The organism is Leifsonia xyli subsp. xyli str. CTCB07 (assembly GCF_000007665.1).
Lineage (GTDB): Bacteria > Actinomycetota > Actinomycetes > Actinomycetales > Microbacteriaceae > Leifsonia > Leifsonia xyli_C.
In genome coordinates, this window is the sequence record NC_006087.1 from 1,585,874 (window position 1) to 1,611,942 (window position 26,069).

Sequence of the window (26,069 nt, forward strand, 5' to 3'; positions counted from 1 at the left end):
GCTACTCCCGCACACGACGCAGCGAGTCGAGCAGCTGCGGAACGATGCGGTAGACATCGCCGCAACCGAGCGTGATCACGAAATCGCCTTCGCGGGCGATCTCGGCCGTGTGATCGGCCGCGGCCTGCCAGTCCGCGATGAACGCGACACGCTCCGGGTGGGCGAACAGATCCGCGACGAGCGCACCGGTCACACCGGGTTCGGGGTCCTCGCGCGCGCCGTAGACATCCAGCACGACCGTCTCGTCCGCATAGGCCTCCAGCGTCTCCGCGAACTCCTTCGCGAACAGACGGGTGCGGCTGTACAGATGCGGCTGGTGGACCGCGATGATGCGGCCGTCGCCGACCACCGTTCGGGCGGCCGAGAGCGCGGCGGCGACCTCGGTGGGGTGGTGGGCGTAGTCGTCGTAGACGCTGACGCCCGCGACCGTCCCGTGAAGCTCGAAGCGACGTTCCGTTCCACCGAACTCGGCGATCGCCGCGAGGGAGGCGGCCGGTTCGAAGCCGAGACCGGTCAGCAGGGCGAAAGCACCGGCCGCATTGATCGCGTTGTGCCGGCCGGGCACGCGGAGGCAGGCGGAGTACACGTCGCTGTCATGGCTCAGGGCGAAGGCAACCGGGCCGTCCGTGACGATCGAATACACGCGGATGTCCGCATCCTCCGCCTCGCCGAAGGTCAGCACGCGCTTGCCGGGCGCCGCCTTGCGCAGCCGGCGGGTGACCTGCTGCGCGCCAGGGTCGTCGGAGGAGACCACGACGAGCTCAGCGGACTCCTCGGCGAAGGCGACGAACGCGTCCTCGAACGCCTCCAGCGAGCCATAGTGATCGAGGTGGTCGGGATCGACGTTGGTGATGAGGGCGACAGCCGTGTCGTACAGCAGAAAAGAACCGTCCGACTCGTCTGCCTCGACCACGAACAGCTCGCCGCTGCCGGCCCGCGAGCTCGTACCGAGCGAGGCGATGACGCCGCCGTTGACGAAGCTCGGGTCTGCGCCGAGTCCGAGCAAGCCCGTGACGATCATCCCGGTCGACGTCGTCTTACCGTGAGCGCCGGCGACCGCTACGAGCCGCTTCCGGTTGATGAGCCACGCGAGCGCCTGCGAGCGGTGCAGCACGGGCAGGCCCCTCTCGAGCGCGAGCCGGTACTCCGGGTTGTCCAGCCAGAGCGCACCGGTCACCACCAGTGTGTCGGCGTCACCGACGTTCGCCGCGTCGTGGCCGATCGCGATGTTCGCTCCGAGCGCTCGAAGCGCGTCCACATTCGCCGAGTGACGGACATCGGAACCGGTCACGGTGTGCCCGGACTCAAGGAACAGACGGGCGATGCCGCTCATCCCCGACCCGCCGACGCCGACGAAGTGGAGCTTTCCGAGCTCATCGGGGATGGTCAGAGTCAAGTCGGGTTTGATCGTCACGCGCGCTGCTTTCGGTTTACGGAACTCACACCATTATGACGCTAAGCCGCCGAGAGCCCGGTCCGGATGAGCGCCACCACACGGTCGGAGCCATCGCGGACGCCGACACTCGCCGCGCGCTCCGCCATCTCAGCCACACGGGCACGGTCGGCCAGCAGCGGGAGCAGCTGCGCGTCCACCCAGGCGGGGAGGAAACCAGCGTCGTCGACCAGGACGCCACCGCCAGCCGCGACCACACCGGCCGCGTTGTGGCGCTGCTCCCCATTGCCGATCGGAAACGGCACGTACACGGCGGGGACGCCGAGGGCCGCGAACTCGCACAGGGTCGCGGCGCCCGCTCGCGCGACAGCGAAATCGGCGAGCGCGAGCGCCAGATCCATCCGGTCGCAGTAGCCGAGCAGCCGGTAGTGCGGGAGGCCGGGGTCGCTCAGTTCCCCACGACCGCCCTGAATGTGCAACACCTGCCAGCCGGCCTCCGTCAGCCGGACGGCCCGGGCGGCAATCGTCTGATTGATCCGGCGCGCGCCGAGAGAGCCACCTGTGACGAGCAAGGTCGGCCGGTCGGCGGCAAGGCCGAATTCGGCCAGCGCGGCCGGACGCGCGGCGACCCGGTCGAGCTCCTCGATCTCCGGACGCAGCGGCATTCCGACGAACCGCGCGTGCGGAAGCCTCGTGCCCTCGAAGGCGACACCCACCCACGGCGTGTATCGGGCGCCCAGCCGGCTGGCGAGACCGGGCCGGGCGTTGGCCTCGTGGAGGATGAGCGGCACGGCCGCTTTGCGCGCGGCGGAGTACGCCGGCGCAGCCGCGTACCCGCCGAAGCCGACCACGGCGGCGATTCCACGCGCGCGAATCAGTTCGCCGACCGCGCGGACCGAGCGCCGGTACTCCCCCGGGAAGCGCACCGCGGCAGCGTTGGGGCGGCGCGGGAACGGGAGCCTCGGGATGGTCGCCAGCTCGTAGCCGCGGGCAGGAACCAGGCGTGCCTCCAGGCCCTCCGCGGTCCCCAACACGAGCACCTCGGCGGCGGGGTCGTCACGGCGCAGGCGGTCGGCGACGGCGAGCAGGGGGTTCACATGGCCGGCGGTGCCGCCGCCGGCCAGCAGGTAGGCGGTCACTCGGCCGCACCCTTCGCGGCGCGGGCGTTCTGGCGGGCGAAGGAGAGGACGATTCCGATCGCGATCATAGAACTGATCATGGCAGTCCCACCCGCGGAGATCAGTGGGAGCGGGACGCCGAGCACGGGGATGACACCGAGGACCACCGCGATGTTCACGAACGCCTGCCCGATCAGCCAGACCATGATCGCCGCCGTGGTCACCCACGCGAACGGATCGGCGGAGGCCTGGATGATGCGCAGGAACACGAAGGCCAGGACCACGAAGAGCAAGAGGGCGACGACCGCGCCGATGAGGCCCAATTCCTCGCCGATGATCGCGAAGATGAAGTCGGTGTCGGCCGCCGGCAGCCAGGACCACTTCGAGTGCGAGTTGCCGAGGCCGACGCCGACGACACCACCGGAGGCGAGCGCGTAGAAGCCGTTGTCGATCTGCCAGTTGACATCGGGGTTCGCCGCGCTGGAACCGCCGAACAGCGCGGCGATGCGGCCGAGGCGGCTGGCGCTGGAGGTCGCGACGAAGAACGCCAGAATTCCGATCCCCACCACCCCCACGAACAAATACCGCAGCCGGACACCGGCGAAGTACATGCCCCCAAGCACGAACCCGGCCATGACCATGGTCGTCCCGAGGTCGCCGCCGAGCACCACCAGCCCGATCGCACCGCCCGCGACGGGGAGGACCGGGATGGCGACGTGCCGCCAGTCGCTCAGCCGATCGGCTTTGCGGGCGAGCACCACCCCGAGCCAGACCACCAGGGCGATTTTGATCGCCTCCGAGGGCTGCACGGTCTGCGAGCCGATGCGCAGCCAGTTGCGGTTGCCGCCGATCTCGACGCCGAGGGGCGTCACGAGAACGAGGAACTGCAGGAAGCAGGCCGCGGCCAGGAAGAACCAGATCGTCTTGCGCCAGAAGCGGGCCGATAGCCGCGAGACGAGGAACATGAGCGGGAGCCCGATGAGCGCATACGCGCCCTGCGACCAGAACCGCGAGAAGAAGTTGTCGGTGTCGTTGTGGGACTCCACGGCCGACGACGAGAGCACCATGACCAGGCCGAACACCACCATGAACAGGGTCGTGCCGAGCAGCAGGAAATAGTCGGCGGACTCACTCGAGGCCGACCGTCCCAGGGAGATTCGGGAGACGATGCCCGATAGCCGGGACGCGGGCTCAGCCGCCGGAGCCGGGACGCGAGGCGGAGCTGCCGTCATCCGCCCCACCTCCCAAGTATTCGTTGACGGCCGCCTGGAAGAGACGCCCGCGCTCTGCATAGTCGGAGAACTGATCCATCGACGCCGCCGCCGGTGCCAGCAAGACCGTGTCCCCGTCTCGGACGAGAGCGGCGGCCAGCCGGACCGCCGTCGGCATGACGTGCTCAGTCTCGTCGGCGTCCACCTCAACCACGGGGAGCCCAGGGGCGTGTCGCTGGAATGCGGAACGCAGCAGGTCTCGATCGGCGCCGATGAGCACTGCACCGCGAAGACGCGCGGCGTGCCTCTTCACCAGACCATCGAGGTCCACGCCCTTGAACAGCCCGCCGACCACCCAGACCACCGACGGGTAGGCCCGCAGCGATGCATCCGCGGCGTGCGGATTGGTGGCTTTCGAATCGTCCACCCAGCTGACCCCGGCCTCGATGCGCACCAGCTCGATGCGGTGCGCGTCCAGACGGAAGGCGCTGAGCACATCCCGGACCACCCAGGGCTCGACACCGTAGGCGCGGGCGAGCGCACTCGCGGCCAGAATGTTGGCCACGATATGCGGGGCGGCCAGGCCGGCCTCGCGCAGCTCCTCAAGCGTGGTGAGCTCGATCGCACTGTGGAGGCGATCGTCCAGGAAGGCGCGATCGCACAGGATGCCGTCCACGATCCCGAAGTCGCTCGGGCCGGGCACATCGAGGCCGAAGCCGATCGCGCGGGCGCCCTCCACGACCTCCGTTTCCTCCACCATCCGCAGAGTGGCCTCATCCGCCCGGTTGTACACGCAGGCAACCTGCGCGTTCTCGTAGACCTTCGCCTTCGCGGCGGCATACGCCTCGAGCGAGCCGTGCCAGTCGAGGTGGTCGTCCGCGATGTTGAGGCAGGCGGCTGCGTACGGCGAGACCTCGCCCCCGGCGTTGCGGTTGATCCAGTGCAGCTGATAGCTCGACAGCTCGACCACGAGGACATCGAAGCCCTGCGGATCGCGGATCGCGTCGAGCACGGCGACGCCGATGTTACCGCACGGCGCGACGCGGGAGCCGCCCGCGAGCAGCATGGTCGCGGTGAGCTGCACGGTCGTGGTCTTGCCATTGGTGCCCGTGACGCAGATCCAGTCGGCCGGGCTGTTTCCGCTGCCCGGAGGGGCCGTCTTGTCACGCAGCCGCCACGCCAGTTCGATGTCGCCCCAGACCGGGATGCCCTGCTGGTCCGCCCAGAGCAGCAGCGGGTGGTCCGCGTGGAAGCCCGGGGAGACCACGATCAGCTCGGGGCCGAACGCGGTCAGCCTCTCCGGCGGTGCGCTCAGATCGGCCTGCAGCAGCAGCTCCGCGCCGATGACGTCCAGGAGCATCGCGCGCTCGTGGTCCGCCCGGGACGCGACGACGAGCACGGACGCGCCCAGCTCGGCCAGGGTGTCCGCGACGGAGAATCCGGTCACTCCGAGCCCGTACACCACGACCCGCAGGCCCGACCAGTCGGCGTGCCAGCTGGTCAGAGCGGCGAGACGCTCCTCCGATGCGGTCATGTGGCGAGCCATTCGAGGTAGAAGGTTCCGACGCCGGCGGCCACCAGCAGTCCGCCCACGATCCAGAATCGGGCCACCACGGTGACCTCGGCCCAGCCCTTCAGCTCGAAGTGGTGGTGGATCGGGCTCATCAGGAAGATGCGGCGGCCATGCGTGAGCTTGAAGTACGCCCGCTGAACGATCACCGAACCGGCCTCGATGGCGAACAGGCCGCCGATCAGGACCAGCAGCAACTCGGTGTGGCTCAGGATCGCCAGCGCGGCGACGGCGCCGCCGAGGGCCAGCGAGCCGGTGTCCCCGGGAAAGATCTGCGCGGGCGAGGTGTTCCACCACAGGAAGCCGACGACCGCGCCGACGATCGCGGTCGCGACCACCGCGAGGTCGAACGGATCGCGAACGTCATAGCACTTGGACAGGTTCTCGGGGTTGAGCGTCGAGCTCGCGCAGGACTGGATGGACTGCCAGAACCCGATGATGATGTAGGCGCCGATGGCGAGGATGCTCGCTCCGGAGGCGAGACCGTCCAGCCCATCGGTCACGTTCACGCCGTTCGAGGCGGCGGCGACGATGAAGTTGATCCAGATCAGATACAGCCCGTAGCCGACCATCACGCCGATCGCACCGAAGCGGGTGATGTTGGCGAAGTCGAGACCCGGCAGGTCACGGATGAACGAGACGCTCATCGTGGCCGGTGTGGCGCCACGCCCGTTCGGGAACATGATCACCAGGAGCGCCCACACGGTCGCGACCAACACCTGGCCGGCGACCTTCGCCCAGCCGGTGAGCCCCAGACTCCGCTCGCGGCGGGTCTTCAGGAAGTCGTCGACGAAGCCGACGGTGCCGAGCCCGACCATGAGGAAGAGGACGAGCAGCGCCGACACGCTCGTCTCGTCTCCGGTGAGGAGAAGCGCGACGAAGTAGCCGAAGAGCGTGCCGAGGATGACGACAATGCCGCCCATCGTGGCGGTGCCGCGCTTGGCGTGGTGGCTCTGCGGGCCGTCGTCGCGGATGAACTGGCCCCACTGCAGGCGGCGGAACAGCCGGATGAAGACCGGTGTCAGGAAAAGCGTGAACGCCATCGACAGTGCGCCGGAGGTCAGCAGGGCTCTCACGAGAACAATTCTCCCAGTCGGTCGCCGAGGAATCGCAAGCCGGCGGAGTTGGAGGACTTGACGAGCACGGTGTCCCCGGCGCGCAACGTTTCCTTCAGGTGGTCGTAGGCCGCGTCCTGGCTTTCGAAGTAGAGCGACTCACCATCCCAGGAGCCCTCGTTGATCGCGGTGATGTGCATCCGGCGAGCCGGGGGGCCGACGACGACGAGCTGGTCGATGCCGAGACGGACCGCGAGCAGTCCGACCCGGTCGTGCTCCTCGCCCGAGAACTCGCCGAGCTCGCTCATCTCGCCGAGGACGGCGATGGTCCGCTCCCCCGGCCCGGCGATCTGCGCGAGCGTCTTCAGAGCAGCCGACATCGAATCGGGGCTGGCGTTGTAGGCGTCGTTGATCACGGTCACGCCGCCCGCGCCGCCCAGGACCTCCATCCGCCAGCGCTCGGCGCGCTGGACCGCCTCTAGCCCTCCCACGATGCGGTCGATGCCGATACCGAGCGTGTGGGCCGCCGCCGCCGCCGCCAGCGCGTTCATGACGTGATGCTCCCCGAGCACGTGGAACCGGACCGGGCGCGATGCAGCGTCGCCCCCGTCCGCACCGGGCAGGCGCAGAACGAAGGAGGTGCCACGCGAGGTCGAGCGGATGTCGCTGGCCCGAACCGCGGCGCGGTCGTCCAGTCCGAACCACAGCACATGGGCCGCGGTCTTGTCAGCCATCGACGCCACCCGCGGATCGTCCAGGTTCAGGACGGCGACATCCGACTCCAGCAGGTCGCTGACCATCTCCGTCTTCGCAGCGAGAGTCTTCTCGATCCCGCCGAACTCGCCGGCGTGCGCGAGGCCGACCTTGAGCACGATGCCGATGTCGGGCCGCGCCATGCCCACCAGCCGGGCGATCTCTCCGATGCCACTCGCGCTCATCTCGGCGACGAGGTACTGCGTCCTCTCGGAGACCTCGAGCATCGTCACCGGCGCCCCGACCTCATTGTTGAACGAGGCGCGCGGGGCGATGGTCGGGCCGCTCTGTTCCAGGATGGCGCGCAGCAGGTTCTTGGTCGTGGTCTTGCCGTTCGAGCCGGTGATCCCGACGATCCGGAGGTTCCCGAGGGCGCGGACACGGGCGATGACGTCGGCCGCGAGTTCGCCGAGGGCCACGACGGTGTCTTCCACCACCAGCTGCGGCCCGGCGACGTCGAGTTCGCGGTCCACCACGACGAGCGCGGCGCCAGAGTCGAGGGCCTGCGGCACGAACAGATGGCCGTCTGTCGTCTCGCCGGGCTTCGCGAAGAAGATCGAGCCGGGGACCACCTCGCGCGAATCGGTGGTGGAGAGGCCGTCCACGACGGTACGCGGTGTGGCGTCCGTGCCCTCGAGGAGGAGACGCCCGCGGGTCGCGGCGGCGATCTCGGACAGAGTGAGCGCGATCATCTACAGCCACCCGGCCTCTCGCAGCGCGAGACGGGCGTCGTCGCGCGCGGAATAGGGGATGCGCTCGCCCGCCGCTTCCTGGTAATCCTCGTGTCCGGGGCCGGCGTACAGCACCACGTCCCCCTCACCGGCGAGGGAAAGCGCGGTGCGGAAGGCGGTGCGCGGGTCGGGGACCTCGTACAGATCGCGCTCCGGGACGGCGTTCCGCGCCCCCTCGAGAAGGGCGGCGCGAATCGTGGCCGGATCCTCCCAGCGTGGGTGGAAGTCGGTGATCACCACGGCGTCCGCGCCGCGGGCCGCGATGGCGCCCATCTCGGCGCGCTTGGTGATGTCGCGGTCCCCGTCTGCGCCGAAGACCATGACGATCCTGCCCGCGGTCACGCGGCGCAGCGCCGCGAGCGTCGAGGAGAAGGCGTCAGGAGTGTGGCCGTAGTCGATGAAGACGACGGGACCGCGGTCGCCGGAGAGACGCTCGGCGCGGCCCGGGATGTAGGCGTCGATGCCGCCGTCGCGCTCGAGCGCGGCGCCGATGGCGTCGAGATCGTAGCCCGACTCCACCAGCATCACGATCGCAAGCGCCGCGTTCGAGGCGTTGTAGGCGCCAAGGAGAGGCACACTCGTCTCCAGCAGGCGTCCCCCGGGGCCCTCCAGTGCGAACGCGGTGCGGGCCAGGGTCTCCTCAAGGACGGTCACTCTCCAGTCGGCCTCCGATCCCGCCACGCTCGAGAGCGTCGTGACCGGGATGCGCGATTGCTCGACGAGCCTGTGCCCCCACTCGGAGTCCACTGTCACGACACCGCGACGGGCGCGGTCCGGCTGAAACAGCTCCAGCTTCGCGGCGAAGTAGTCCGGCATCGCCGTGTAGTCGTCGAGGTGGTCGTGGCTGAGGTTGGTGAAACCGGCCACGTCGAATTCGATCCCATCGACCCGGTGGCGGCTCAGCGCCTGCGCCGAGACCTCGATCGCCGCAGCGCGCACGCCTTCCTCGCGCATCCGGGCAAGGAGGGCGTGCAGCTCGGTGGCCTCGGGCGTGGTGAGTGTACTCGTGATGGCGTGCTCGCCGATCCTGCGCTCGGCCGTCGAGGTGAGTCCGGCGACGATTCCGAGCTGGCCCAGGATCGCGTACAGCAGGTAGACGACGCTCGTCTTGCCGTTCGTGCCGGTGACGCCGAACAGCGTCGCCGCATTGTCCTCGGTGCGGTGTATCCAGGCCGCGACGGCGCCGAGCGCCGCCCGGGGGTCGGCGGTGACGACGATCGGGAGGCCCGCAGCGGCAGCGAGGTCCGCGCCGTCCCCGTCGGTGAGCACGGCGACAGCGCCAGCCTCGGCGGCGGCGGCGGCGTAGGCCGCGCCGTGGGCGTTCCGGCCGGGGACGCCGACGTAGAGATCGCCGGGCTCGACGGCGGAACTCGCGAGAGCCGCCCCGGTGACCTCGACACCGTCGAGGTCACCCCGGACATCGAGCCCGAAGAGCGCGACCAGCTGGGCGAGCGGGCGGGCGACGGGATGCTCAGGGCGCAGAGCGGAGGGCGCCGGTCCTGTCACGGGGCTCACTTTCAGTAATACGGAGGATAGTCGGCCGGGCCCGACGTCGAGGGCTTCACCCGGTAAGTCTTCAGCACCTGACTCATGATCGTGTGGAACAGCGGAGCGGCTGCTGCCGATGAAGTAATGGTAGTCGGGTATCCGAGGTTGACCGAAACCACGTACTGAGGATCGTCGAGCGGCGCGATGCCCATCACGGAGACGTAGTACGAGGGCAGATAGCCCCCCTTCCCGTCCGGCTGCTGGGCGGTTCCCGTCTTCGCCGCGACGCGGTAGCCGGGGATCTGGAGCTGCCTCTTGAGCTCGCCCTTGGTCACCACCGACTCCATCATCCCGAGCGTCGTGGCGGCGGCCTGGGGCGAGACGACCGGCACCGGCTGCGGCTTCGGGAGGGTCTTCTCTTTGCCGTCGGGCTGCGTACAGCTCTCGACCATCGTGAGCGGGATGCGGGCGCCGCCGTTGGCGAGCGCCTGATACGCGCCGACCATCTGCAGCTGCGTGGCCGAGACGCCCTGGCCGAACATGGTCGCGTACTTGGTCTGGTCGTCCCAGTCCCCCACCGGGCGCAGGATGCCGTCCGACTGCCCGGGGTAGGGCAGACCGGTGTCCTCACCGATGCCGAACTTCTTGAGATAGTCGTAGCGGGTCTGGTCGCTCAGCGCCCGGCCGAGCTGCGACATGCCGGTGTTGGAGGACATCATGAGCACGCCGGTCAGCGTCAGCCGGAGCGGGGCGTGGTAGCCCGAGTCGTGCAGGTCCGCGCCGTTGCCCGACTTCCATTCGTAGGGGGCGAGCACCTGCGAGGTGGGGCTGGCCTTGCCCTGGTCGATCAGCATGGCCGCGGTCAGCGCCTTGAACGTCGAACCCGGCTCGTAGGGGTCGGTGAACGGCAGCAGATTCCAGTACGACGGGTCCGTCGCCGAGATGTTGTTCGGGTCCAGCGACGGATACTGCGCGACTGCCTTGATCTTGCCGGTCTTCGCCTCCGCGACCGTGACGAAACCGAACGTCGAGCCGGTCGCCCGCACCTGCTGGGCCAGCGTCTGCTCGGCGAACCACTCCAGATCGCTGTCGATCGTGAGTCTCACCGTTCCGCCGTCTTTGGTGGCCTTCTGCACCACAGTGCTGCCCGGGATGGCCACGCCGTCGGCGCCGCGCTGGTACGTCTGAACGCCATTCTGCCCGGCGAGGCAGGAATTCTCGCTCGCTTCCAGGCCACCGTTGCCGCTCTGCGAGACATAGCCGAGCAGATTCCCCGCGACCGCGCCGTTCGGGTAGCTGCGGGCCTGCGTCTTAGTGAAGGTGAGCCAGGGATACGGAAGCTTGTCGAGCTTGTCGAAGGTGGTGACGCCCATCCCGCTCTTGATCAGGACGTACTTCGACTTCGGATTCTCCTTGAGGGCCTCGTCGAACAGGGCGACGACAGCGTCGCCGCCCTGGCCCGTGATCGCGCCGATCTTCGCTGCCGCCTGCACCATCCGCTCGCGGCCTTTGGCGACGGCGTCCGACGGGGAGGCCTGAGCCGTGTAGGTGTAGATCGTCGTGGCGAGGACCTTGCCGGAGTCGTCCACGATGTCCCCGCGATCGCCGTACAGCGTCGTCGAGTCTTCCTTGGCGCTCTCCGACTTCTTCTGCAGTGCCTCGGCGTTCACCACCTGGATGTCCACCAGCTTGCCGCCCAGGATCATCACCGACACGGCGACGCCGACAGCAGTGAGTGCGGTGCGGCGCCGGAGCGTCTTCTTGTCGGACATTCCGCGGCTACCGTTCTTCCCCATCAGTGCGTCACCGGTGTCGGCAACGCTCCTTCCAACGGTACGGACGGAGTCTCGGTCCGCGTGGATGCCGCACCCCCGCTTGCGGAATTCCCAGCTTGCGCCGTCGCGCTCTGCGGCAGGCCCCGAGCGGTCACCGGCGGGACGCCCTGCAACTGCGCGTTCGGAACCAGATTGCTCTGAGCCCCGGTGACCGTGCCGGCCGCACCCGTCGCTGCGAGCGGCGCCCCGAGCACCGCCCCGTCCGACAGCCGGAGGTAGGCCGGGTTGCTGTTGCTGACCATGCCGAGCGCGTTCGCGTTCGCGGCGAGGTTCTGCGGAGAGGCGAGCCGGGCGAGGTCCTCGGAGGCCGCCTGGTACGACCGTTGCAACTCCGTCTGCTTCGACTGCAGCGAACCCAGCTGGTACGCGCCCTGCGAGATCCCGATGCTGAGGAGCAGCTGGACCACCACGATCGCGAGCAGCGCAGAGACCGCGATCACCGCGTACAGCGCGCGCGGCCGGGCCCGGCGCTGGCTCCGGGTGCTGACGATTTCGAGGTGGACCCGGCGATCCCGCCCGGCTCGCTCGTGTCGTTCCTCCCGCTCCGGCAGCACCGCTGCCGTCGCCGCCTGACTCACGCCGACCGGCCCCCCGCTCCAGAGAACGGTCGGCCGGCGGCGACTCCCCACCAGGTTCGTGCTCATGAGCCCCTCCGATCCTCAGACGCCCTGGTCCGCTCGGCCGCCCGCAAGCGGACGGGAGCGGCCCGCGGGTTGGCGGCCTTCTCGTCGTCGTCCGCCAGCTCGGCGCCGCGAATCAGCAGTCTCAGCTCGGGCCGGTGCTCCGGCAGCTCCACCGGAAGCCCCGCGGGTGCGCTGGAACGGGAGCGAGTCTGCAACTCCCGCTTGACGATGCGGTCCTCGAGCGATTGGTACGACTCCACGACGAGGCGGCCACCGACGGCCAGGGCGTCGACCGCCGCCGGGAGGGCGCGTTCCAGCACCGCGAGCTCCTGGTTCACCTCGATGCGTAGCGCCTGGAACACACGCTTGGCCGGGTGGCCCTGCCGCGCAATGGCCGCCGGCGTCGCCCGCTGAAGGAGGTGGACCAGTTCACCCGAGCGGGTGATCGGCCCCTGCTGCCGTGCCGCCACAATGCGCTGCGCATACCGGGCGGCCAGCTTCTCCTCGCCGTAATCCCGGAAGATGCGGCGCAGGTCCGCTTCGGGGTACTCCGCGAGGACGCGCTCGGCGGTCAGGTCGCTGGTGCCGTCCATCCTCATGTCGAGCGGCGCATCCTTCGAGTACGAGAAGCCGCGCTCCACCCGGTCCAGCTGGAGGGACGAGACACCGAGGTCGAACAGCACGCCCTGCACCTCAGCGATGCCGAGCCCGTCGAGCGCCTCGCGGATGCCGTCGTAGACGGTATGCACCAGGTGGACGCGGTCGCCGAAGCGGGCCAGCCGCTCCCCCGCGATCGCGAGCGCATCCGGGTCGCGGTCGAGCCCGACCAACGTCGCCTGCGGGAAGCGGGCGAGAATGCCGGCCGAGTGCCCGCCCATCCCGAGCGTGGCGTCGACGATCACCGCACCGGGCTCCTGCAGCGCGGGCGCCAGCAGTTCGATGCAGCGCTCGAGGAGCACCGGGAGGTGGATGTCGCCGTGGATGTCGTCGCTCATCGTCTTCTCCGGTCCGGCCCCTGGCGTCCGATCCCCATCCATCCCGACCTGACACCGGGGAAGTGGTGTCAGGTCGGGATGGCTGGGAGTCCGGCGCCAGGCGCTAGAACAGTCCCGGAATCACCTCCTCTTCTGTGTTCGCGAATGCTGCTTCCTGCTTGGCCAGGTAGGTCTCCCACGCTTCGGCGTCCCAGATCTCCGCGCGGCTCCCTGCGCCGATCACGACCAGGTCGCGATCGAGGCCCGCGTACGAACGGAGCGCTGGCGGGACCGTCACCCGGTTCTGCTTGTCCGGGACCTCCGCGCTCGCTCCCGAGAGGAAGACGCGCAGATAGTCGCGGGCTTGTTTGCTCGTCACCGGCGCTTGCCGGATCTTCTCGTGGAGCGATTGGAACTCACGCTGCGAGAAGACGTAGACGCAGTGCTCCTGACCGCGGGTGAGCACGAGTCCGGACGCGAGTTCCTCCCGGAACTTGGCCGGCAGGATGATGCGCCCCTTTTCATCCAGCTTCGGGGCGTAGGTACCGAGGAACATCGGATTCCACTCCCCCTCTCCCGGCCAAGGTTGCGGTGCGGCTCCACTTTACTCCACTTCCATCCACAAATTCAGGCAATCTTGGAATATTGCCCCGTTAGGGGGGAATTATTCTCGATAATTCCAGCGAAATCAGGGGTGGAGGAAAATGGAGGAGTCCTCCATGAAGGAGCCGGGAAAGAGGCGCAAAAAGGACCGATCGGAAAGATCGGTCCTGAGGCTGGACGGAAGGGAGCGTTGTGGAGGGGAGCGTTGTGGAGGGGAACGTTGTGGAGGAGAGCGGGGCGGACACGGGAAAGGCCCGCCAGTGGCGGGCCTCACACAGGAATTACGGTCGTTCGGCTCAGCCCGGACCGTCGTTGCGCTTGTCCCAGCGGTCGTTCAGGCGGTCCATGAACCCGCTCTGATTGCGCACCGGCTTCCCCGGGGTCTGCGCGGGCGCATCCGGGTCGACGGCGATGCGCTTTCCGGGGGCGATGGCAAGAAGCACGCCCGCGAACATCACGACGAAGCCCAGAAGGCCGACGACGGGCTGCTGAACGAAGACGCCGGTGACCAGCACCGCGACCCCCGCCACGGCCACGAGCACCCCGAGAACGATCGAACGGTAGGCAGGGCGAGCGCGCTTTCCGCCGACCTTCGCGACGAAATCAGCGTCGTTCTGGTAGAGACTGCGCTCCATCTCTTCGAGGAGGCGCTGCTCGTGTTCCGAAAGCGGCATCCGGAATCCCCCTCTTTTTCACGGGTTCGAGACGTTGTGTGGCTGATTGTAGCTGTATGGGCTCTGACTAGGCTAGGCGTGTGTCAGAAAGCATTCGATTCGTCGACCTCATTCAGTCCAGGCTCGATGGATTCCTCGATGCACGTGCATCCATTCTCGTCTCCATCGCCGAAGAGCTCTCGCCCATTGCAGAGTTTTCGAGGGACTTTCTCAGCGGTGGCAAGAGATTCCGGGCGCTTTTCTGCTTCTGGGGCTGGCAAGCGGTGCGCACATCGGGCGAAGACGCTACTGACGAGACGGTCACGGCCGGCGGGCCGCTGGATGCCGTCGTCTCCGTAGCAAGCGCCCTGGAGCTCTTCCACGCCGCCGCACTGGTCCACGACGATCTCATCGACAACTCCGACACACGGCGCGGTGCGCCGAGCGTGCATCGGCGGTTCGAGAGCCTCCACGACAGCGAAAAGTGGTCGGGGTGCGGGAAGAGTTTCGGCACGGGCGCCGCGACGCTCCTCGGCGATCTCCTGCTCATCCTGAGCGACGAACTGTTCGAGGAGGGGATCGGGCAGACCGTGAGCCCGGCCGCACGCCGAGCGGCCCGCGCGGAGTTCAACCGGATGCGCATCGACGTGACCGCCGGGCAGTACCTCGACCTCTTCGAGGAGATCGGCTGGGCCGGCCGGCACGATGCCGACCAGCTCGCCCGCGCCGAGCGCGTGATCGTCTACAAATCGGCTAAGTACTCCATCGAGTCGCCGCTTCTCATCGGGGCCAGTCTCGCCGGAGCGAACGTCGGGCAGCTCGACGCCCTGGGCGGATTCGGGCTCCCCCTCGGGATCGCCTACCAGTTGCGGGACGATCTCCTCGGCGTGTTCGGGGACGCCGCCGTCACAGGCAAGCCGAGCGGTGACGACCTCCGCGAGGGCAAGCGGACCGTCCTGATCGCGCTCACCCGCGAAGCGCTCCCGGCGGGCGCCCGTGCCACACTCGACGAACTTCTTGGCGACCCGGACCTGACACCGGGACAGATCGAGACTCTGCAGCTCACCATCCGCCAGTCCGGCGCGGTGGAGAAAGTGGAGCGAATGATCGCCGACAGCGTGGGGCGGGCGATCGCAGCGCTCGAGACGGCGCCGATCGGCGAGTCCGCGAAGGCTCAGCTGCGCACCCTGGCTGTGACGGTCACCCGGCGCACGGCCTGAGAACCGGGGCCGCTACGCCAGCGCCTGCGCGACCCGGCGCACCTCGGCCTTGCGGCCAGCGCGCAGCGCTTCGATCGGCGACGCGCCGAGGCTGTCTTCCTCGGCCAGCAGCCAGTCGACGGCCTCCTCGTTCCCGAAGCCGTCGTCGCCGAGCAGGATGAGCGTCCCACGCAGCTCGCACAGCGGCTCGCCGTCGCGGAGAAAGACGGCAGGGACCTTCAGGACACCGTCGATACGCTTGGCGCCGAGATGGTTGTCTTCGATGAGCCGGCGCACCCGGCTGACGCCGACCCCCAGCTGTTCGACGAGGTCGGGGACGGTCAGCCACTCGATGGCCTGGGCTTGCTCGTTCACACCACAAGCGTGCCACGCCCGGACGGTTCGCACGAAGCGCACCCGATGTTACGGTTATGCAAACGCTTTTCACATCTGTCACAGCAATTGACTCCCTGCCCAGCTTGTGGCAGCGTTGAAGCCGCCATGCCACTCTTCTGGGGGTCACGATGTCGCCGACCGAGAACACAGCGAGCCACTTGCTCGGGCGCGTCTTGGGGCGCGTGCCGATCGCGGTGGCGGGGTCCATCGCCGTCACGGTGGGACTGATCGCCCCCGCGCAGGCTCTGCCCGTGCCGCCGGCCGAGCGATCACGCGACAAAGCGCCCCAGGAGGGCGAGGACGAGCGCGGCGGCACAGGCGCGCACGACACGGTGACCTCTGTCATCCCTGCGGAGGCAGCTGCCGCGGCAGCACCGGCCCAGACCGCCTTCGACGCCGCGCCGGCGAGCTACCGCGTACACGAGGGCGACACGGTCTCCGGCATCGCCGCGCGCTTCGGCCTCTCGACGGCGAGCGTGCTCGCGCTCAACGGGCTCTCCTGGAAAAGCCTGATCTTCCCGGGGCAGCTGCTCGCGCTCAGCGGCGCAGCGGCTCCGGCGACCGTACCGACGCCGGAGCGCTCAGCGGAAGCGATGAAGTACGAAGTCGTGCGCGGAGACACCCTCAGCGGCATCGCCGCACGATTCGGAGTGAAGACCGCAACTGTGCTCGGCGCGAACGCTGCTGCCGTCACCGCACCGACGCAGGCTCCGGCTGTCCCACAGACGGTGAGCCAGCCCAGCGCGACGCCGAACGCCTCGGCGGCGGCCGGCCGGGCCATCCCGCTCAGCGATGAGATGCGCGCAAACGCAGAGCTCATCGTACGGATCGGCCGCGCCGAGGGCGTCAGCGACCAGGGCATCGTGATCACGCTGGCCGCTGCCGCACAGGAGTCGGGTCTGCGCAACATCCGCCACGGCGACCGCGACTCGCTCGGGCTGTTCCAGCAGCGCCCGAGCACCGGCTGGGGCACCCCGGCCCAGGTGCTCGACGCCGACCACGCCACCCACGCCTTCTTCGGCGGCCGTGGGAACCCCAACACGGGGAAGACGCGCGGCCTGCTCGACATCCCCGGATGGACCTCCATGAGCGTCACACAGGCTGCACAGGCCGTACAGCTCTCCGCACACCCCGACGCCTACGCCAAATGGGAGGCATACGCACGGAGCTGGCTCGCCCAGCTGGGCTGAGCGGAATGTCACAGCCGGATCACAGCCCTCGCTTCCACCGGTGTTTTGCAGGACTCATGCATGCACCGTTCCTTAGACTCGATCCGTGACCACGAGCCAGACCGATCCCCTGATCGGCCGTCTGATCGACGGCCGCTACCAGGTGCGCTCGCGGATCGCGCGCGGCGGGATGGCCACGGTCTACCTCGCCACAGATCTACGCCTCGAGCGCCGCGTGGCGATCAAGGTGATGCACGGCCACCTGGCCGACGACACCACCTTCAAGAACCGCTTCGTTCAGGAGGCCCGCTCGGCCGCGCGCCTCGCGCACCCGAACGTGGTCAATGTCTTCGACCAGGGCCAAGACTCCGATATGGCGTATCTGGTCATGGAGTACTTGCCCGGGATCACGCTCCGCGATCTGCTCAAGGACTACGGCAAGCTCACGCCCGAGCAGACTATCGACATCATGGAGGCGGTGCTGAGCGGGCTCGTCGCCGCCCATAAGGCGGGCATCGTCCACCGCGACCTGAAACCCGAGAACGTGCTGCTCGCCGACGACGGGCGCATCAAGATCGGCGATTTCGGCCTCGCCCGCGCCGCGAGCGCGAACACCGCCACCGGCCAGGCGCTCCTCGGCACAATCGCCTACCTCTCGCCCGAGCTCGTCACTCGCGGCGTCGCGGACGCGCGCAGCGACATCTACGCGCTCGGGATCATGATGTACGAGATGCTGACCGGCGAGCAGCCCTTCCAGGGCGAGCAGCCGATGCAGATCGCCTATCAGCACGCCAACGACGCGGTCCCGACGCCGAGCGGCAAAAATCCGGCCGTGCCTGCCGAGCTCGACGATCTCGTACAGTGGGCGACCGAGAAGGACCCAGACCGCCGCCCCAAGGACGCTCGCGAGCTGTTCGACCGACTCGTCGAGGCCGAGAAGTCCCTTCGCGGCGAAGCGGCCCTTCAGCTGACGATGGTGCTGCCACCAGCGTTTGAAGCGGCGGAGGGCGAAACCCAGATCATCAACCCGGCTATCCGCCAGCAGGTCGCCGCCAGCGCGCCCAGCGCCACCGACCGGCTGAGTGCCGCCTCCGCACGCCGCCGGGCGAAGGGCTGGTGGCTGTTCGCGCTCGTCATCCTGCTCGCGGGGCTGGCCGGCGGCACCGGATGGTACTTCGGCGCCGGTCCCGGCTCGCTCGTCACCGTGCCGAACGTCGTCAGCAAGACACCGGCCGCCGCCGCCGCCAAGCTCACCGAGCTCGGATTCCGGACCAAACAGGCGCAGGAATACAGCGTGACCGTGCCCGCCGGGCAGGTCTCGAGCACCGTTCCGGTGGCCGAGACGCCGGCCGGGCGTGGCTCGACCGTGACGCTGCGCGTCTCCCAGGGCCCGAAGCCGGTCACCATCCCGCCGCTCGCCGGGCACCCCCTCGACACAGCGAAGGCCGCGATCACCGGCGTCGGGGCGAAGGTGGGAACCATCGCCGAGCAATTCGACGGCAAGGTACACTCCGGAACCGTCATCTCTGCGACGAAAACCTCCGATGGCGGCGACATCTCCGGCGGGGGACCGTACTTCGAGGCGGCATCCGTCGATCTCGTGGTGTCGGTCGGTCCCGTTCCGGATGTCGCGGGGAAGTCTGTGGAGAGCGCCACCGCACTCCTGCACAAGGCGGGCCTCGTGGTCGTCGCCGGGCCGGAAAGCTACAGCGAGACCATCGCAAAGGGCGACGTGATCTCCGCGCAACCCCAGGCCGCGGTTGTCCGTCCGGGCGACACCGTCGCCCTGAAGACATCGAAAGGCCCCGAACCGGTCCCTGTTCCGGACGTGGTCGGCCAAACCTGGGACAAAGCCAAGAAGACCCTCACCGAGGCCGGCTTCGCTCTCAAGTACTCCACTGCCGCCGATCTTCTCCCGGGCGCGTTCGTCGTCTCCAAGATCAGCCCGGACGCCGGAACCCAGGCCGACAAGGGTTCCACCGTCACCGTCAACTTCGCCAGCTTCTAACCTTTCCCGCACAACCACAGCGCAGGAGGTGCGTCCCCGTCCTGCTCGCACAGCCCCCTCCCCGAGCCGATCCTGACAGGGTGGGAGGAAAGGCGAGGAGATCCGGGCCTGGATGGGCCGGATCTCCTCGCCTTTGGGCCGGGAGCCCGGGGCGGGCGAAACGGGTCAGGGCTGGCTGAGCTCTTCCGCGACCAGGAAAGCCAGCTCTAGCGACTGCATGTGGTTGAGGCGGGGATCGCACAGCGACTCGTAGCGGGTGGCCAGGGTCGCTTCGTCGATGTGCTCGGAGCCGCCCAGGCACTCCGTGACATCGTCTCCCGTGAGTTCGACGTGGATGCCGCCGGGGTTGGTCCCGGCCGCCCGGTGAGCCTCGAAGAAGCCCTTGACCTCATCCACGACGTCCTCGAAGCGGCGCGTCTTGTAGCCAGTCGGGGTGGTGAGGCCATTGCCGTGCATCGGGTCGGTGACCCAGAGCGGGCAGGCGTCGGAGCGCTTGATGGCTTCGAGGAGTGGCGGAAGCGCCTCCCGGACCCTGCCCGCTCCCATCCGTGTGACGAAAGTCAGGCGGCCGGGCTCGCGCTCCGGATCGAGCTTGTCGATCAGGCGCAGCATATCGTCCGGCGAGGTGGTCGGTCCGAGCTTGACGCCGATCGGGTTACGAACGCGGGAGAGGAAGTCGACATGCGCGCCGTCCAGATCACGGGTGCGCTCACCAATCCACACGAAGTGCGCCGATGTGTTGTACGGCGTGCCGGTGCGGGAGTCGATGCGCGTCATCGGGCGCTCATAGTCCATGAGGAGCGCCTCGTGGCTAGAGTAGAACTCGACGCGCTTGAGCTCGTCGAAATCCGCGCCGGCAGCCTCCATAAACTTGATGGCGCGGTCGATCTCACGGGCCAAGCCCTCGTAACGCTGGTTGGCCGGGTTCGCCGCGAAACCCCTGTTCCAGCTGTGTACCTGACGCAAGTCGGCGAACCCCCCCTGCGTGAACGCGCGGATGAGGTTCAGCGTCGAGGCGGCCATGTGGTAGCCCTGGACGAGCCGGCGTGGGTCGGCCTGGCGCGACTCCGGAGTGAAGTCGTACCCGTTGACGATGTCACCACGGTAGGCGGGAAGCGTGACCTCCCCCCGCGTCTCGGTGTCGCTGGAGCGCGGTTTGGCGAACTGCCCCGCCATGCGCCCCATCTTGATGACGGGCACGGACGCGCCATAGGTGAGCACGACCGCCATCTGCAGCACCGTTTTCACCCGGTTGCGGATCTGGTCGGCGGTCGCGTCCGCGAATTTCTCAGCGCAGTCGCCGCCCTGGAGCAGGAAAGCGTTGCCTTCGGCCGCGCGCGCGAGCCGGGTGCGCAGCTGGTCCACCTCACCGGCGAAGACGAGAGGCGGCAGGGTGGCGAGCTCAGCCGAAACCGCCGTCACCGCATCTTTGTCCGGCCACTCCGGCTGCTGTTTGATCGGCAGCGTGCGCCAATAGTCCAGGCCCTCCATCACGGACTCGCCCGGGGTGACGACGGGGTCTGTGGTCTGCAGCACTGTTTCTTCCGCTCAATAGACGTGGATGGATTGACTACCAAGCCTATCGCGCGGAGCAGGGTGCGTGATCCGCGTGACCGCGGAGACCGGTCCACTCAGGCGGAGGGAGCCGCGCGCTTCTCTTTCACGGTGCTGGCGTACACATCCGCGTACTCCTGGTCGCCGAGACCCTGCAGCACGTACATGATCTCGTCGGTGACCGAACGCAGGATGAAACGGTCGCCCTCCATCCCGTCGAAGCGCGAGAAGTCGAGCGGCTCGCCGATGACGATGCCGATGCGGCCGAACTTGGGCAGCCGCTTGCCGATGGGCATGATCTCGGCAGTGTCCACCATCGCGACCGGGACGACCGGCACTCCGGCCTCCAGGATCATCCGGGCCGCGCCGGTGCGGCCGCGGTAGAGCTTGCCGTCCGGGCTCCGCGTGCCCTCCGGGTAGATGCCAAGGATCTCGCCGCGCGCGAGGACGGCGAGGCCGGTGTTGAGGGACGCCTCCGACGCTTTGCCGCCGGAGCGGTCGATGGGGAGCTGGCCGGTGGCGGTCATGAACGCCTTCGTCGCCCAGCCCTTGAGACCGCGGCGCGTGAAGTAATCGCTCTTGGCGAGAAACGAGACATGCCGGTCGACGACGATGGGCAGGAAGACCGAGTCGATGAACGACAGGTGGTTGCTCGCGAGGATCACCGCGCCGTCCTTCGGGACGTTCTCGAGCCCGACGACCCAGGGGCGGAACACGCCGCGCAAGAGCGGCCCTGCTATGACGTACTTCAACAACCAGTAGAACATCGATCGAAAGCCTAACCCGCGGAGCGCTCCCCCGCGACGTCGTCACAGCGAGGCGGCGTACAGGCGGGCGAGGTCGGCGGCGCCGACCACACCGGCATCGTTGACGAGCTCGGCGATGCGGAACTCGGGCTCCGGGTGGTAGCCGCGCGCGGGGAGATTCTCGAGGTAGGCCAGCCGGATCGGCTCGAGCAGCAGCTCTCCCGCCTGCGCGACGCCGCCGCCGAAGGCGAAGAGCTGCGGGTCCAGGATAGCGCCGAGACTGGCGCAGGCCTGGCCGAGCCAGTCGCCCAGCTGCCGGAGGGCCGCGAGGGCGCCCGCGTCACCGGCCCTGATCAGCTCGGAGATGTCCGCTCCGCCGAGCGAGCCCTTGCGCTGGCGGACATCGGCGAGCGCCTGGCCGATGCCACCGGCGTCGGCTAGCTCGCCCGCGATCCGCTGCAGAGCCCGGCCGGAACCGTACTGCTCGATGCAGCCGCGCGCGCCGCAGCCACAGGGCCGGCCACCCGGGACGACGCGCATATGGCCGATCTCGGCGCCCGCGCCGAAGCCGCCGCGGAAGAGCCGGTCGTCGCTCACGATCGCACCGCCCACCCCGGTGCCGATGGTCAGAATCACCATGTCGCTCACCAGGCGGCCGGCACCGTAGCGGAACTCGGCCCATCCCGCCGCGTTCGCATCGTTCTCGATGATCACGGGGAGGTCGATACGCTTCTCGAGCTTCTCCCGGACGGGCTCAGAGCGCCAGCTGATGTTGGGCGCGTAGTAGACGATCGACTGCCCGGCGTCGACGAAACCGGCGGCGGCGACGCCCGCGCCGACGATCCGCTCCGGTCCGTCCGACAGCCGCTGGATCATCGCGACGACGGCGTTCTCGATCTCCTCGGGCCGGGTGGCGTCGGTGGGCACCCTGTCCTCGCGGACGATCGCGCCGAGCTCGTCGACGACAGCGCCGGCGATCTTGGTCCCGCCGACGTCGATGCCGATCGCGTGCATAAGCGAGCACTCCAATGAAAGGGGACGAAAGGATGGGGCGGGCCAGTCCCGAGAGACCGGCGCATCCTCTAGAGTGTCATTAATAGAGTGTCATTAACCGCCCGCGGCCGAAGCCATTCGGCCGGAAAGCCCACCCGGTGTCGAGGGAGCTGCCATGAACCTGTCAGAGACACCCGCTCTCGTCCCCGCCGACCCCGAGGCCAACGCGACCGATCTGCTCGTGCAGCGGGTGCAGGCCACCCCGGACGCCGCGCTCTTCAGCCTGCCCAACGGTGCGAGCTGGACGGATGTGACGGCCGCCGAGTTCCACCGTCAGGTGGTCGAACTGGCCAAGGGCCTCGCCGCCGCCGGCGTGCAGCCGGGCGACAAGATCGGCCTCATGTGCAAAACGCGCTACGAGTGGTCGCTCATCGACTTCGCTGTCTGGTTCGCCGGCGCCGTGCTGGTCCCGATCTACGAGACCTCCTCCCCCGCGCAGATCCAGTGGAACATGGCGGACTCGGGCGCGAACACCATCATCCTGGAGAACGCGGAGATGTTCTCCCGTTTTGACGAAGTACACGCCGACCTCCCCCTCGTCCAGAACTTCTGGCAGTTGCACCTCGGCGACCTCGGCAAGCTCGCCACCACCGGCGCCGCCGTCCCGGACGAGGAGATCGAGCGGCGCCGGAACCTCGCCCGCGGCGAGGACATCGGGACGCTGATCTACACCTCCGGCTCGACCGGCCGCCCGAAGGGGTGCGTGCTGACGCACTCGAACTTCGTGGAACTCGCGCGGAATTCGGCCGAGGCTCTGCAGGAGGTCGTCAAGCAGCCGGGTGCCTCCACCCTCCTCTTCATCACCACCGCGCACGTCTTCGCGCGGTTCATCTCCGTGCTCTGCGTGACCGCGGGTGTGAAGGTCGGGCACCAGGCGGACACGAAGCAGCTGCTGCCGGCGCTCGCAAGTTTCAAACCGACGTTCCTCCTGGCCGTGCCGCGCGTGTTCGAGAAGGTGTACAACTCGGCCGAGCAGAAAGCGGAGGCCAGCGGGCACGGCAAGATCTTCCGCGCCGCCGCTGAAGTCGCGTTCGAACACTCCCGGGCGGTCGAGACCGGGAGGGTGCCGTTCGGCCTCAAAGTCAAGTTCGCACTGTACGACCGGCTCGTGTTCTCCAAACTGCGCGCTGCGATGGGCGGCCGCGTGATCTACGCCGTGTCGGGGTCGGCTCCGCTCGGGTCCCACCTGGGCCACTTCTTCCACAGTCTCGGCATCAAGATCCTGGAGGGCTACGGCCTCACCGAGACCACAGCCCCGGCCACCGTGAACCGGCCAGGCACATTCAAAATCGGCACGGTCGGCCCCAGCCTCCCCGGCGTCGACCTGCGGCTCGCGGACGACGGCGAGATCCAGGTGCGCGGTGTCAACGTCTTCAAGGAGTACTGGCAGAACCCAGAAGCGACGGCGGAAGCGTTCGAGGACGGCTGGTTCCGCACCGGCGATCTGGGCTCCTTCGACGCAGACGGTTTCCTGACGATCACCGGCCGCAAAAAAGAGATGATCGTCACAGCCGGCGGGAAAAACGTCTCCCCGGCCGCGCTCGAGGACCCGATCCGCGCGCACCCCCTCGTCGGCCAGGTCGTCGTCGTCGGCGACCAGAGACCGTTCATCTCAGCCCTGGTCACCCTCGACACCGAGATGCTCCCCGTCTGGCTGGCCAACAACGGCGAGAACAGAGACATGACCCTCGCCGAGGCGAGCGTCAATCCCGCCGTCAACGAGGAGATCCAGCGCGCCATCGACGCCGCCAACACGCGCGTCTCCCGAGCGGAGAGCATCCGCAAGTTCGTCGTCCTCGCCACAGAGCTGACCGAGGCGAGCGGTCACCTGACGCCGAAGCTCAGCATCAAGCGCAGCGTGATCCTGGCGGATTTCGCCGATGTGATCGACAGACTCTACAGCGACAACCCGAAGACCCAGGGGATCTCGCTGTCCCACTGAGCAGTCCGGGCTGGGCGATCGATCGACAGCAGTGCGCCGTCCGCCGCGGAGCGCGTCTGGGCGTTCCTGCTTCCCCGTCTCCGGCGACCGCTGGAGGCGGCGGTCGCCCTCGACACCCCGGCAGACGTCAGGGTGGTCTAGAACCAGCCGGACTCGCGGATCTGCTTCATGGCCTCGCGGCGCGATCCCCTGTCCAGACGGTCGAGGTAGAGCTTCCCCTCGAGGTGATCGGTCTCGTGCTGGAGGGCCTGCGCCATAACCCCGGTGCCGGAGAGTTCGATCTCGGCGCCGTCCAGGTCGATGCCGCGCACACGCGCGAACGGGTACCGTACGGTCTTGAACCACAGGCCGGGCACCGAGAGGCACCCCTCGTCCACCAGCTCGGGCTCCCCGGAGACCTCGACCAGCTCGGGGTTGAGGATGTAGCCGACCTCCCCGTCCACGTTGTAGCTGAAGGCACGCAGGTTCACGCCGATCTGCGGGGCGGCGACCCCGGCGCGCCCCGGCGGGAGAACCGTGTCCACCAGATCCTGAACCAGGCTGCGGACACTCTCATCGAGCTCGCCGACCGGCTCCGACAGGGTCTTGAGCACGGGGTCGCCGAACAAGCGGATCTGGCGTTCGGTCACGGAGGTCTCCCTTGGAATGATGCTGTGGTGCGTGAGCGGCTGCGCGCCGCTCAGTCCCGCTCGGACGGCAGACCCTCGACCACCAGCGCGGCGAGCGTGCGGGCCGAGAGCTTGGTAAGGGGTTTGAGGTCTTTCCACGACACGACCGAGCCGGCGGCCAGCTGCGAGTCGTACGGCATGCGGACGATCTCACGGACGCGCGAACGGAAGTGCGACTCGATCTCCTCCAGCTTCACCAGGTTCGTTCCCTGGGTGGCCGTGTTCAGAGCGACGACGGCGTTGGTGACGAGGTCGCCGTAGCCGTTCGCCTCCAGCCAGGTCAGCGTCTCGGAGGCGAGCCGCGCCTCATCCACGCTTCCGCCGGAGACGATCACGAGCGAGTCGGCGCGCTGGAGGGTCGCCCGCATGACCGAGTGGACGATGCCGGTGCCGCAGTCGGTCAGCACGATCGAGTAGTACCGTGCCGCCAGGTCGGCGACCACATTGTAATCGTTCTCGTCGAACGCCTCGGACAACATCGGGTCCGTGTCCGAGGCGAGCACATCGAGCCGTGTCTCATCGCGCGAGACCAGGGCGGAGAAATCGGTGAAACCGGAAATGCTCGCCGCCTTGTGGACAACATCGCGGACAGTCGCCCGCGTCTGCTTGGGAACACGCTCGGAGAGCGTGCCGCGGTCGGGGTTGGCGTCGAGCGCGATGACCCTGTCCTCGCGGGCGTCCGCCAGCGCCATCCCGAGCAGAGTCGTCACGGTCGTCTTGCCGACGCCCCCCTTGCGGGTCAGCACCGGGACGAACCGGGTGCCCCCCTCGAACTGCTTCTGGATGCGGTTGTCGAGCTCCTTGCGCGCCCGCACCCGGGCGGAGTCTCCGAGGTTCACGGAGCGGAAGGTCGCCGCGTAGACGAAACTCTGCCAGACGCCCTCCGGTCCCGGCCGGGTCTTGCGGTTCACTTCGAGCAGGCGGTCGGCGGTCAGCATCGTGGCCGGTTCCGGCTGCGGAGAGTGCTCGCCGCGCAGCCGGTCGCGCCGGGACTGCGCGAAGGATTCCTGCCGCAGCACCTCGTGAGACGGGGTGTGCTCCCCCTCGCCCCCCGCGAGGTCGCCCGCAGCCGGACGGCCGTCCAGACGCGATGCCAGGATCGCAACGGAGGTCGTGGTGGGCTCGGTGGGCGACTGCACGAACCCGGGGTCGACGGGAACCTCGTCGATCGCGACAGCCGCCTCGTCTTCGGGGATCTCCCTCGGCACGATCGGCGGAAGGTCGAGGGCGATGCTCAGCGTCTCCGGGGCGCTGACCGTCAGCTCCTCGTCCTCCGCCGGCGCGAGAGCGCCGCGCTCGGGTTCGTCCGGCTTGTCTGCCACGGATG

The 26,069-nt window shown here is 68.6% G+C and carries 22 protein-coding genes; 4 read left to right on the forward strand and 18 right to left on the reverse strand.

The features are described 5' to 3' along the window. Position 1: 1 nt before the first annotated feature. From murC to LXX_RS07635, 12 genes are all read right to left on the reverse strand, one after another. Complete coding sequence (gene murC, locus LXX_RS07580; protein ID WP_041767602.1) at positions 2–1,414, reverse strand: UDP-N-acetylmuramate--L-alanine ligase; 1,413 nt, start codon at positions 1,412–1,414, stop codon at positions 2–4. 41 nt (positions 1,415–1,455) lie between these two features. Continuing rightward, positions 1,456–2,532 carry a UDP-N-acetylglucosamine--N-acetylmuramyl-(pentapeptide) pyrophosphoryl-undecaprenol N-acetylglucosamine transferase gene (locus tag LXX_RS07585; protein WP_011186322.1) on the reverse strand — a complete coding sequence of 359 codons (1,077 nt, stop codon included), beginning with the start codon at positions 2,530–2,532 and terminating at the stop codon, positions 1,456–1,458. Continuing rightward, entirely contained in the window at positions 2,529–3,743 is a 1,215-nt protein-coding gene (gene ftsW / locus LXX_RS07590; protein ID WP_011186323.1) for a putative lipid II flippase FtsW, read from the reverse strand. Before ftsW ends, LXX_RS07585 begins: the two co-directional genes overlap by 4 nt. After that, a complete protein-coding gene (murD, locus tag LXX_RS07595; RefSeq protein WP_011186324.1) occupies positions 3,703–5,256 on the reverse strand; it encodes a UDP-N-acetylmuramoyl-L-alanine--D-glutamate ligase in 1,554 nt (517 codons plus the stop codon). Before murD ends, ftsW begins: the two co-directional genes overlap by 41 nt. Then, positions 5,253–6,368 carry a phospho-N-acetylmuramoyl-pentapeptide-transferase gene (mraY, locus tag LXX_RS07600; protein ID WP_011186325.1) on the reverse strand — a complete coding sequence of 372 codons (1,116 nt, stop codon included), beginning with the start codon at positions 6,366–6,368 and terminating at the stop codon, positions 5,253–5,255. The genes murD and mraY overlap by 4 nt, the downstream gene beginning before the upstream one ends. Then, positions 6,365–7,792, reverse strand: a complete 1,428-nt coding sequence (gene murF / locus LXX_RS07605; protein WP_011186326.1) for a UDP-N-acetylmuramoyl-tripeptide--D-alanyl-D-alanine ligase — start codon at positions 7,790–7,792, stop codon at positions 6,365–6,367. Before murF ends, mraY begins: the two co-directional genes overlap by 4 nt. Next, complete coding sequence (locus LXX_RS07610) at positions 7,793–9,337, reverse strand: Mur ligase family protein (RefSeq protein WP_011186327.1); 1,545 nt, start codon at positions 9,335–9,337, stop codon at positions 7,793–7,795. An 11-nt stretch (positions 9,338–9,348) separates the two neighbouring features. Beyond that, complete coding sequence (locus LXX_RS07615) at positions 9,349–11,115, reverse strand: peptidoglycan D,D-transpeptidase FtsI family protein (protein WP_223227615.1); 1,767 nt, start codon at positions 11,113–11,115, stop codon at positions 9,349–9,351. Next, a complete protein-coding gene (locus LXX_RS07620) occupies positions 11,115–11,798 on the reverse strand; it encodes a hypothetical protein (RefSeq protein ID WP_223227616.1) in 684 nt (227 codons plus the stop codon). The genes LXX_RS07615 and LXX_RS07620 overlap by 1 nt, the downstream gene beginning before the upstream one ends. Next, positions 11,795–12,772, reverse strand: a complete 978-nt coding sequence (gene rsmH / locus LXX_RS07625) for a 16S rRNA (cytosine(1402)-N(4))-methyltransferase RsmH (RefSeq protein WP_011186330.1) — start codon at positions 12,770–12,772, stop codon at positions 11,795–11,797. Before rsmH ends, LXX_RS07620 begins: the two co-directional genes overlap by 4 nt. A 103-nt stretch (positions 12,773–12,875) precedes the next feature. Continuing rightward, positions 12,876–13,307 (reverse strand): division/cell wall cluster transcriptional repressor MraZ, encoded by a 432-nt coding sequence (gene mraZ / locus LXX_RS07630; protein ID WP_011186331.1) that lies wholly within the window; start codon positions 13,305–13,307, stop codon positions 12,876–12,878. Positions 13,308–13,650: 343 nt separating this feature from the next. Further along, entirely contained in the window at positions 13,651–14,028 is a 378-nt protein-coding gene (locus LXX_RS07635) for a DUF3040 domain-containing protein (RefSeq protein WP_011186332.1), read from the reverse strand. 80 nt (positions 14,029–14,108) lie between these two features. On the opposite strand from LXX_RS07635, the gene LXX_RS07640 reads away from it, so the two are divergent. Next, entirely contained in the window at positions 14,109–15,227 is a 1,119-nt protein-coding gene (locus LXX_RS07640; protein ID WP_011186333.1) for a polyprenyl synthetase family protein, read from the forward strand. Positions 15,228–15,239: 12 nt separating this feature from the next. Here LXX_RS07640 and LXX_RS07645 read toward each other — a convergent pair whose 3' ends face one another. Further along, positions 15,240–15,581, reverse strand: coding sequence for an Rv2175c family DNA-binding protein (locus LXX_RS07645; RefSeq protein WP_041767604.1), 342 nt, complete (start codon positions 15,579–15,581; stop codon positions 15,240–15,242). Positions 15,582–15,730: 149 nt separating this feature from the next. Between LXX_RS07645 and LXX_RS07650 the strand changes: the two genes are divergently transcribed. Both LXX_RS07650 and pknB read left to right on the forward strand, forming a co-directional pair. After that, a complete protein-coding gene (locus LXX_RS07650; RefSeq protein ID WP_011186335.1) occupies positions 15,731–16,792 on the forward strand; it encodes a LysM peptidoglycan-binding domain-containing protein in 1,062 nt (353 codons plus the stop codon). An 85-nt stretch (positions 16,793–16,877) separates the two neighbouring features. Next, positions 16,878–18,779, forward strand: a complete 1,902-nt coding sequence (pknB, locus tag LXX_RS07655) for a Stk1 family PASTA domain-containing Ser/Thr kinase (protein WP_011186336.1) — start codon at positions 16,878–16,880, stop codon at positions 18,777–18,779. Between the two features lie 165 nt (positions 18,780–18,944). Here pknB and LXX_RS07660 read toward each other — a convergent pair whose 3' ends face one another. From LXX_RS07660 to LXX_RS07670, 3 genes are all read right to left on the reverse strand, one after another. Further along, the gene (locus LXX_RS07660) at positions 18,945–20,270 is read right to left on the reverse strand and encodes a class II 3-deoxy-7-phosphoheptulonate synthase (protein ID WP_041768363.1); all 1,326 of its coding nucleotides are present in this window, start codon (positions 20,268–20,270) and stop codon (positions 18,945–18,947) included. A 140-nt stretch (positions 20,271–20,410) separates the two neighbouring features. Next, positions 20,411–21,100 (reverse strand): lysophospholipid acyltransferase family protein, encoded by a 690-nt coding sequence (locus LXX_RS07665; protein ID WP_011186338.1) that lies wholly within the window; start codon positions 21,098–21,100, stop codon positions 20,411–20,413. A 42-nt stretch (positions 21,101–21,142) separates the two neighbouring features. Then, a complete protein-coding gene (locus LXX_RS07670; RefSeq protein ID WP_041767605.1) occupies positions 21,143–22,093 on the reverse strand; it encodes an ROK family glucokinase in 951 nt (316 codons plus the stop codon). A 154-nt stretch (positions 22,094–22,247) separates the two neighbouring features. On the opposite strand from LXX_RS07670, the gene LXX_RS07675 reads away from it, so the two are divergent. Continuing rightward, positions 22,248–24,074, forward strand: coding sequence for an AMP-dependent synthetase/ligase (locus LXX_RS07675; protein ID WP_011186340.1), 1,827 nt, complete (start codon positions 22,248–22,250; stop codon positions 24,072–24,074). Between the two features lie 137 nt (positions 24,075–24,211). Here the strand turns inward: LXX_RS07675 and def are convergent, their stop codons facing one another. Both def and LXX_RS07685 read right to left on the reverse strand, forming a co-directional pair. Next, positions 24,212–24,703, reverse strand: a complete 492-nt coding sequence (gene def, locus LXX_RS07680) for a peptide deformylase (RefSeq protein ID WP_011186341.1) — start codon at positions 24,701–24,703, stop codon at positions 24,212–24,214. Between the two features lie 50 nt (positions 24,704–24,753). Beyond that, entirely contained in the window at positions 24,754–26,064 is a 1,311-nt protein-coding gene (locus LXX_RS07685) for a MinD/ParA family ATP-binding protein (RefSeq protein ID WP_011186342.1), read from the reverse strand. Positions 26,065–26,069: the final 5 nt, after the last annotated feature.